Annotated in this window: 1 pseudogene; it reads right to left on the bottom strand. The window is 52.9% G+C overall.

From position 1 onward, the window contains the following. A pseudogene (locus HMPREF2875_RS13785) lies at positions 1 to 405 on the bottom strand (hypothetical protein); the annotation flags it as partial. Positions 406 to 527 lie beyond the last annotated feature (122 nt).

The raw sequence follows: 527 nt of genomic DNA on the forward strand, positions 1-527 counted from the left end.
AGATAGCAGTCCAATGCTAGCCCAGAGGGCGCACTGGTTCAGAGCAGAAGCTTCGTCGCCACTACTTGCGAAAGCAAATCCAAGAAATCGACCTTGGGCATTGTTATACAGGTCCATGCTGGTCTCATCCGCTGGCCCCTGAGCGACACTTTCGTGGTTAGTAGCAATGCGTTCAGCTGTATCTGCACCGATTCTCATCGTCATCAGAGCATTCCACGAGCAGTGCCGAAAAGCATCGCCCTTTCCATTGTGGAGTGATGTGGCGGCAGGAAACCGGTTCTGCGCTTCCATACTCGCGGTTGTGGCTGCCTGATTGGCGATGCCGCATGATACTACTGTGTCGGCTTTCAGGTCTGGACTGTTAGGCTCGGGTCCTTTCGGCCTGTTAGGGCTTGCGGGGTGCAGGGGTGGTGGAAAACCGAAAAAGAGGAGACCGTTGAAACTGGTGGTGTTTCAACGGTCTCCCCTTTTTTTGTTGTATTGAGTTGTTTGTTGTTGTTTGGTGTCGGCGGTTTCTTACTCTCCCA

This window comes from Corynebacterium sp. HMSC078H07 (genome assembly GCF_001812805.1).
Classification (GTDB): Bacteria; Actinomycetota; Actinomycetes; order Mycobacteriales; family Mycobacteriaceae; genus Corynebacterium.